5 protein-coding genes are annotated in these 7844 nt (G+C 56.4%); 4 read left to right on the top strand and 1 reads right to left on the bottom strand.

The window, feature by feature from the left end; genetic code table 11:
• Window positions 1–77: 77 nt before the first annotated feature.
• Both sucC and sucD read left to right on the top strand, forming a co-directional pair.
• Window positions 78–1244: an ADP-forming succinate--CoA ligase subunit beta gene (gene sucC, locus ACOTXF_RS07740; RefSeq protein WP_047745275.1), complete on the top strand. Its 1167-nt coding sequence runs from the start codon at window positions 78–80 to the stop codon at window positions 1242–1244.
• The gene (sucD, locus tag ACOTXF_RS07745) at window positions 1244–2113 is read left to right on the top strand and encodes a succinate--CoA ligase subunit alpha (protein WP_048962393.1); all 870 of its coding nucleotides are present in this window, start codon (window positions 1244–1246) and stop codon (window positions 2111–2113) included. Before sucC ends, sucD begins: the two co-directional genes overlap by 1 nt.
• A gap of 83 nt (window positions 2114–2196) precedes the next feature.
• On the opposite strand, the gene ACOTXF_RS07750 is transcribed toward sucD, so the two are convergent.
• Window positions 2197–2913, bottom strand: coding sequence for a GntR family transcriptional regulator (locus ACOTXF_RS07750; protein ID WP_048962395.1), 717 nt, complete (start codon window positions 2911–2913; stop codon window positions 2197–2199).
• A 170-nt stretch (window positions 2914–3083) separates the two neighbouring features.
• On the opposite strand from ACOTXF_RS07750, the gene mngA reads away from it, so the two are divergent.
• Together mngA and mngB are read left to right on the top strand one after the other, a co-directional pair.
• Window positions 3084–5000, top strand: a complete 1917-nt coding sequence (gene mngA, locus ACOTXF_RS07755; RefSeq protein ID WP_048962397.1) for a PTS 2-O-a-mannosyl-D-glycerate transporter subunit IIABC — start codon at window positions 3084–3086, stop codon at window positions 4998–5000.
• Between the two features lie 23 nt (window positions 5001–5023).
• The gene (mngB, locus tag ACOTXF_RS07760) at window positions 5024–7654 is read left to right on the top strand and encodes a mannosylglycerate hydrolase (protein WP_047745278.1); all 2631 of its coding nucleotides are present in this window, start codon (window positions 5024–5026) and stop codon (window positions 7652–7654) included.
• Window positions 7655–7844 lie beyond the last annotated feature (190 nt).

Below are 7844 nucleotides of genomic sequence, written 5' to 3' on the forward strand. Positions count from 1 at the left end.
TGCCCCGTAGACCGGCACACGCTGCGCCGGTCTACAGGTTTGAAGATAACGATTACCCTGAAGGATGGATAGAACACATGAACTTACATGAATATCAGGCCAAACAGCTGTTTGCCCGGTATGGCTTACCGGCTCCGGTGGGTTATGCCTGTACTACCCCGCGTGAAGCAGAAGAAGCCGCATCTAAAATCGGTTCCGGCCCGTGGGTAGTTAAGTGTCAGGTTCACGCTGGTGGCCGTGGTAAAGCGGGCGGTGTGAAGGTTGTTAAGAGCAAAGAAGAGATTCGTGCGTTTGCTGAACATTGGCTCGGCAAGCGTCTGGTAACGTACCAGACAGATGCGAACGGCCAGCCGGTTAACCAGATCCTGGTTGAAGCGGCAACCGACATCGAGAAAGAGCTGTACCTGGGCGCGGTGGTTGACCGTAGCTCCCGTCGCGTGGTGTTCATGGCATCTACCGAAGGCGGCGTGGAAATCGAAAAAGTGGCGGAAGAGACCCCGCACCTGATCCACAAAGTGGCTATCGATCCGCTGGCAGGCCCAATGCCTTACCAGGGTCGCGAGCTGGCGTTCAAACTGGGTCTGGAAGGCAAGCTGGTTCAGCAGTTCACCAAGATTTTCATGGGTCTGGCGACCATTTTCCTGGAGCGCGATCTGGCGCTGATCGAGATCAACCCGCTGGTGATCACGACCCAGGGCGATCTGATCTGCCTCGACGGCAAGCTGGGCGCTGACGGCAACGCGCTGTTCCGCCAGCCGGATCTGCGCGAAATGCGCGACCAGTCTCAGGAAGACCCGCGTGAAGCGCAGGCGGCTCAGTGGGAGCTGAACTACGTGGCGCTGGACGGTAACATCGGCTGCATGGTTAACGGTGCGGGCCTGGCGATGGGCACCATGGACATCGTTAAGCTGCACGGCGGTGAGCCAGCGAACTTCCTCGACGTGGGCGGTGGCGCAACCAAAGAGCGCGTAACCGAAGCGTTCAAAATCATTCTCTCCGACGACAACGTGAAGGCCGTTCTGGTTAACATCTTCGGCGGCATCGTCCGTTGCGACCTGATCGCCGACGGTATCATCGGTGCGGTAGAAGAAGTGGGTGTTAACGTTCCGGTGGTTGTGCGTCTGGAAGGTAACAACGCTGAACTCGGCGCGAAAAAACTGGCTGACAGCGGCCTGAATATTATTGCAGCGAAAAGTCTGACGGATGCAGCTCAGCAGGTTGTTGCCGCAGTGGAGGGGAAATAATGTCAGTTTTAATTAATAAAGATACCAAGGTTATCTGCCAGGGCTTCACCGGTAGCCAGGGGACTTTCCACTCCGAACAGGCGATTGCCTACGGCACGCAGATGGTTGGCGGCGTAACGCCAGGTAAAGGCGGCACCACCCACCTGGGCCTGCAGGTGTTCAACACCGTGCGTGAAGCCGTAGAAGCGACGGGCGCAACCGCGACCGTGATCTACGTTCCGGCGCCGTTCTGCAAAGACTCCATTCTGGAAGCGATCGACGCAGGCATCAAACTGATCATCACCATCACCGAAGGTATCCCGACGCTGGATATGCTGACCGTGAAGGTGAAGCTGGATGAAGCCGGCGTACGTATGATCGGCCCGAACTGCCCAGGCGTTATCACCCCGGGCGAATGCAAAATCGGCATCATGCCGGGCCACATTCACAAGCCGGGTAAAGTGGGCATCGTGTCCCGTTCCGGTACCCTGACCTATGAAGCGGTTAAGCAGACCACCGACTACGGTTTCGGCCAGTCCACCTGCGTGGGCATCGGCGGTGACCCGATCCCGGGTTCTAACTTCATCGACATCCTGAAGCTGTTCCAGGAAGATCCACAGACCGAAGCGATCGTGATGATCGGTGAGATCGGTGGTAGCGCGGAAGAAGAAGCGGCTGCTTACATCAAAGAACACGTGACCAAGCCAGTTGTGGGTTACATCGCGGGTGTGACCGCGCCGAAAGGCAAGCGTATGGGTCACGCAGGCGCGATCATCGCCGGTGGTAAAGGTACGGCTGATGAGAAATTCGCAGCGCTGGAAGCCGCAGGCGTGAAGACCGTTCGCAGCCTGGCGGATATCGGCGAAGCACTGAAATCCATCATTAAGTAAGTCCTCTCTGCTCCCCGAAAGGGGGGCGTTGCAGTATAAAAATGTCCGTTTCGACATGGTTGGCCGCTGTAAAGCGGCCTTTTTTATTGCCTGCGTCTGGCGACTAGCGTGAACTTGTAATCATCGGTATTGAACACGTTGCGGCTGTATTCAAATACCCGCCCGTCCTTCAGAAACCCGCGGGAGACTTTTTCCAGGATCGGCTTTGCCGGATCGAGCGACAGCGCGGCGATCGCCTCCTCTGACGGCATGATCGGCACCAGCTCCTGCTCGCTGCGATCGATAACCAGCTTTTTGATCTGCTCAACGTAGTGGTATTTCGAATTCTCCATCACTTCCCAGGTGAGGTCGGGGAACAGGGCCAGCGGCATCCACGTCTCTTCCAGATTTACCGGTTTTTGTTTGATAAAGCGGACGCGTTTGATGTGCCAGACTTTATCGTCATGAGAGAGATTCAGCTTTTCGGCAAGTTTTGCATCGGCCTTCAGCACTTCGAAAATGCTCACCTCACTGTGGGTATCCACGTTCCGGTCCGCCAGTTTTTCGTAAAACCCGGTGAGCTGGTAAATGTCGTAATTGACGCGCTCTTCTTTTACGTAGGTGCCGCTGCCCTGAATGCTCTCGACGATATGCTCTTCCGTAAGCAGCTTCAGCGCCTGTCTCACCGTGACGCGACTCACGTTGAATGCCTCCTGAAGGCTGGATTCCGTCGGTAACGCATCGCCAGGCTTTAACTCTCCCGCACTGATTTTTTCGCGAAGCGCATCGGCTATTTGCCGGTACATCGGTTTGTTACCCATCGAATCTGCCTTTCTAATACCTTTTCATGGAATTATGCCTCCCGCTTAAAATTTGTAAATAATACAACTTAAATACAAATTTTCGTTGTTAGTGAAAATGATCACATAAATGTATTGTACGGCCTGCCACAATTGCCGCCAGACAATAACAACGTATGTGTGAGGATCTTATGAACCTGACGACTCTGACCCACACCAGTGCTGTCTGCGTGCAGGCACACTATGCCAGTCGTGATGAGGCCATTCGCCAGCTTACAATGCGGCTGGTGGCGCTGGGCAAAATCACAGATGGCGAGGCATTTCTGGCGGAGGTCTACCGCCGCGAATCTCAGGGGCCAACCGCACTGGGTGAAGGGCTGGCTGTCCCGCATGGTAAATCGAACGCGGTGAACGAAGCGGCTTTTGCGGTTGCTACGCTGCGCGAACCGCTGGAGTGGGAGGGGGTGGACGGCCCTGAACGCGTAGAGCTGATCGTCCTGCTTGCCATCCCGCCAGCTGAAGCGGGATCCACGCATATCCAGGTGCTGACGGCGCTGACGTCTCGCCTGGCCGATGATGTCCTCCGGGAACGCGTTATGGCTGCAGCGACGGCGGAGGATCTGCTTGATGCGCTGAACGGTGTCTCGAAGGAAGACGAGGCTGATACGCCGGTGAATGCACCAACCGTCGTCTGTGTCACCGCCTGTCCGGCCGGGATCGCGCATACCTATATGGCCGCAGAGTACCTGGAGAAAGCGGGACGTAAGCTCGGCGTCAACGTGGTGGTCGAAAAGCAGGGGGCGAACGGCATCGAAGGGCGAATTACTGCCCAGCAGTTGCTGGAGGCGAAAGCGTGTATTTTTGCCGCTGAAGTGGCGATCAAAGAGAGCGAGCGCTTTCAGGGGATCCCCGCCATTTCCGTTCCCGTTGCGGAACCCCTGCGTCATGCTGAAGCGTTGATTGAGCGCGCGCTGGCGCTAAAGCCTTCTACCGATGCGCGCCATGCGCAGGTCGATACCGAAACGAAAAAGCGCGTTAAAACTGAACTCAAGCAGGCGCTTCTCAGCGGCATCTCTTTTGCGGTGCCGCTGATCGTTGCCGGCGGTACGGTGCTGGCCGTATCGGTACTGCTGGCGCAGATCCTTGGCCTGCAGCACCTGTTTGACCAGGAAAACTCGTGGCTGTGGATGTACCGCAAGCTTGGCGGCGGCATGCTTGGCATTTTGATGGTGCCTGTTCTCTCGGCCTACACCGCCTACTCGCTGGCGGATAAACCCGCGCTGACGCCGGGCTTTGCGGCCGGTCTGGCTGCCAACATGATCGGCTCCGGTTTTCTCGGCGCTATCGTCGGTGGGCTGATCGCGGGCTATCTGATGCGCTGGGTGAAAAACCATATCCGGCTCAGTAGCCGCTACAACGGCTTTCTGACTTTTTATCTCTATCCGGTGATTGGCGTGCTGGGCGCGGGCAGCCTGATGCTGTTTGTGATTGGCGAACCGGTGGCCTGGCTCAATAACACGCTCACCGTCTGGCTTAACGGTCTCTCCGGCGCGAATGCGCTGCTTCTGGGGGCAATCCTCGGGTTTATGTGCTCATTCGATTTGGGCGGCCCGGTCAACAAAGCCTCTTACGCGTTTTGCCTGGGGGCGATGGCGAACGGCGTATACGGTCCCTATGCCATCTTTGCCTCCGTCAAAATGGTCTCAGCCTTCACCGTCACGGCGTCAACGATGCTGGCACCGAAGCTGTTTAAGTCGTTTGAAATTGAAACCGGTAAATCGACCTGGCTGCTCGGCCTCGCGGGCATTACCGAAGGGGCGATTCCGATGGCGATTGAAGATCCGCTTCGCGTTATTGGCTCATTTGTCCTCGGATCCATGGTGACGGGCGCGGCTGTCGGTGCGATGGGGATCGGGCTGTCTACGCCGGGGGCCGGGATTTTCTCTCTCTTTTTACTTCACGATGCCGGGTTGGGCGGTGTGGTTGCGGCGGCGGGCTGGTTTGGCGCGGCGCTGGTGGGGACCGCTATCTCCACCCTGGTTCTGCTGCTCTGGCGACGCCAGGCGGTAAAAAAGGGCAACTACATCACTGAAGACGCCTTATCGTAAAAACGCACAAACAGGAAACGAAGATGAAAGCTGTATCTCGCGTTCATATCACGCCGCATATGCACTGGGACCGTGAGTGGTACTTCACCACCGAAGAGTCGCGTATTCTTCTGGTCAATAATATGGAAGAGATCCTGACCCGTCTGGAGCAGGATGATGAGTACAAATACTATGTTCTCGATGGACAGACGGCGGTACTGGAGGATTATTTTGCCGTTGTGCCCGAAAACCGCTCTCGCGTGAAGGCGCTTGTCGAGCGTGGAAAGCTGATTATCGGCCCCTGGTATACCCAGACCGATACCACCATTGTGAGCGGCGAGTCGATTGTCCGCAACCTGATGTACGGCATCCGGGATTGTATGGCCTTCGGCGAACCGATGAAGATCGGCTATCTGCCGGATTCGTTTGGCATGTCCGGCCAGCTTCCGCATATCTATAACGGGTTTGGCATTACCCGCACGATGTTCTGGCGCGGCTGTTCTGAACGCCACGGGACCGATAAAACCGAATTTCTCTGGCAGAGCCAGGACGGCAGTGAAGTGACGGCACAGGTGCTGCCGCTGGGCTACGCGATTGGTAAGTACTTACCGGAGGACGAAGCGGGGCTGCGAAAACGGCTCGACAGCTATTTCGAGGTTCTGGAAAAGGCGTCCGTCACCAAAGCGATTTTGCTGCCCAACGGACACGACCAGATGCCGCTGCAGCAGAACATTTTCGCGGTGATGGAGAAGCTGCGTGAAATCTATCCGCAGCGTCAATTTGTGATGAGCCGGTTTGAGGAGGTCTTTGATCGCATCGACGCGCACCGCGATGACCTGGCGACCTTAAAAGGCGAGTTTATCGACGGGAAATACATGCGCGTGCACCGGACCATCGGCTCCACGCGCATGGATATCAAAATTGCCCATGCGCGTATTGAGAACAAAATTGTCAACATCCTCGAGCCGCTGGCGACGCTTGCCTGGACGCTGGGCTTCGACTACCGCCACGGCCTGCTGGAGAAGATGTGGAAAGAGATCCTCAAAAACCACGCTCACGACAGCATAGGCTGCTGCTGCAGCGACAAGGTGCATCGCGAGATTGTCTCCCGCTTCGAGCTGGCTGAGGACATGGCAGACAACCTGGCGCGTTTCTATATGCGCAAGATTGTCGACAACATGCCGCAAAGCGATGCCGATAAGCTGGTGATGTTCAACCTGATGCCCTGGCCGCGTGAGGAGGTGATGAACACCACGATTCGACTGCGCGCCAGCCAGTTCCGTCTGCGGGATGACAAAGGCAACGAGATCCCGTATTTCATCCGCAGCGCGCGAGAGCTCGACCCGGGCCTCATTGACCGACAGATTGTCCACTACGGCAATTACGAACCGTTTATGGAGTTTGATATTCAGCTCAGCCAGATACTGCCGTCGATGGGCTACCGTACGCTGTTTATCGAACCTAACGTGGCCGGGAAGGTGCTCTCTGCGGGGGAAAATACCGAATCCTTACTTGAAAACGCCTTCTGGCAGATTGACATAAATGACGACGGTTCGCTGCGCCTGCGCGACAAAGAAACCGGGCTTATTTATGACCGCGTGCTGGAAATCGAAGAGAGCTCGGATGATGGCGATGAGTACGACTACTCGCCTTCGCGGGAAGAGTGGAGACTCACTTCCGCGCAGGGCGAGCATGAATTTGAGGTTACGCATGAAGGCTGGCAGAGCAGGGCAGTTATCCGCCATCGAATCGCCGTTCCGGCGAACCTGGCGGAACGCGCGGCGCGCCAGCGAAACGGCTACCTCGACGCTGAATTTGAAATTACGCTAAGCCGCAACAGCAGACGCATTGACGTGGCGGTGCGCCTGGATAATCAGGCCGACGACCACCGCGTTCGCGTGCTCATCCCAACGCCGTTTGCGACCCGGGAGGTGTTAGCGGATACACAGTTTGGCACGATCTCTCGTCCGGTGCAGGACGCGGCGATGCAAAACTGGCAGGAGGAGGGGTGGAAAGAAGCGCCGGTTCCCGTCTGGAATTTACTCAACTACGCCGTCCTGCAGGAAAAACGAAACGGGCTTGCGCTATTTACCGAGGGGCTGCGTGAATTTGAAGTCGTGGGTGATGAACAAAAGGCATTTGCTCTGACCTTGCTGCGCGGCGTGGGGGTACTCGGCAAAGAAGATCTGCTCCTGCGCCCCGGCAGACCATCCGGTATCAAAATGCCGGTCCCGGACGCTCAGGTGCGTGGTCCGCTAAGCTGTCGCTTTAGCCTCTTCAGCTTCAGCGGCACGCCGGAAAACGCGGGTGTCGCGCAGCAGGCTCAATCGTGGTTAACGCCGGTGCAGTGTTATAACAAGATCCCCTGGGATGCAATGAAGCTGAATCGCGCGTCGTTGACCACGCCGGAAAGTTACAGCCTGTTAGCGCTTTCGCCAACGGGATGCGTACTCAGTGCGATCAAAAAAGCGGAAGATCGTGATGAGCTCATTCTTCGTCTGTTCAACCCTTCACAGTCCAGCGCATGTGACGCGACGCTATCCGTCAATCCGGCGGTGAAGCGGTGCTGCGAAACGGACATGAATGAACGGCTGATGGACCACGGTGAAGACGAAGGCATTGTCGGGGCGTTCAGACCGGGACAGTCGCGAACCTTTAGCCTTCTTCTTGCCTGAGAATCGCTGATATCATTAAAAGGCTGCACTGTTTGCGGCCTTTTTCATTAAATAGTCACTCCGCGGTGTTAAGTTATGGGGTGACAAAAGTAAAATAGGTAATGGTGCCAACTTACTGATTTAGTGTATGATGGTGTTTTTGAGGTGCGCCAGTGGCTTCTGTTTCTATCAGCTGTCCCTCCTGTTCAGC

The organism is Enterobacter cloacae complex sp. IR53041, assembly GCF_049238285.1.
Taxonomy (GTDB): domain Bacteria; phylum Pseudomonadota; class Gammaproteobacteria; order Enterobacterales; family Enterobacteriaceae; genus Enterobacter; species Enterobacter roggenkampii.

Coding starts and splice junctions, on each gene's coding strand:
- mngB (WP_047745278.1), top strand. CDS start 5,024: ATGAAAGCTGTATCTCGCGTTCATATCACGCCGCATATGCACTGGGAC.
- sucC (WP_047745275.1), top strand. CDS start 78: ATGAACTTACATGAATATCAGGCCAAACAGCTGTTTGCCCGGTATGGC.
- sucD (WP_048962393.1), top strand. CDS start 1,244: ATGTCAGTTTTAATTAATAAAGATACCAAGGTTATCTGCCAGGGCTTC.
- mngA (WP_048962397.1), top strand. CDS start 3,084: ATGAACCTGACGACTCTGACCCACACCAGTGCTGTCTGCGTGCAGGCA.
- ACOTXF_RS07750 (WP_048962395.1), bottom strand. CDS start 2,913: ATGGGTAACAAACCGATGTACCGGCAAATAGCCGATGCGCTTCGCGAA.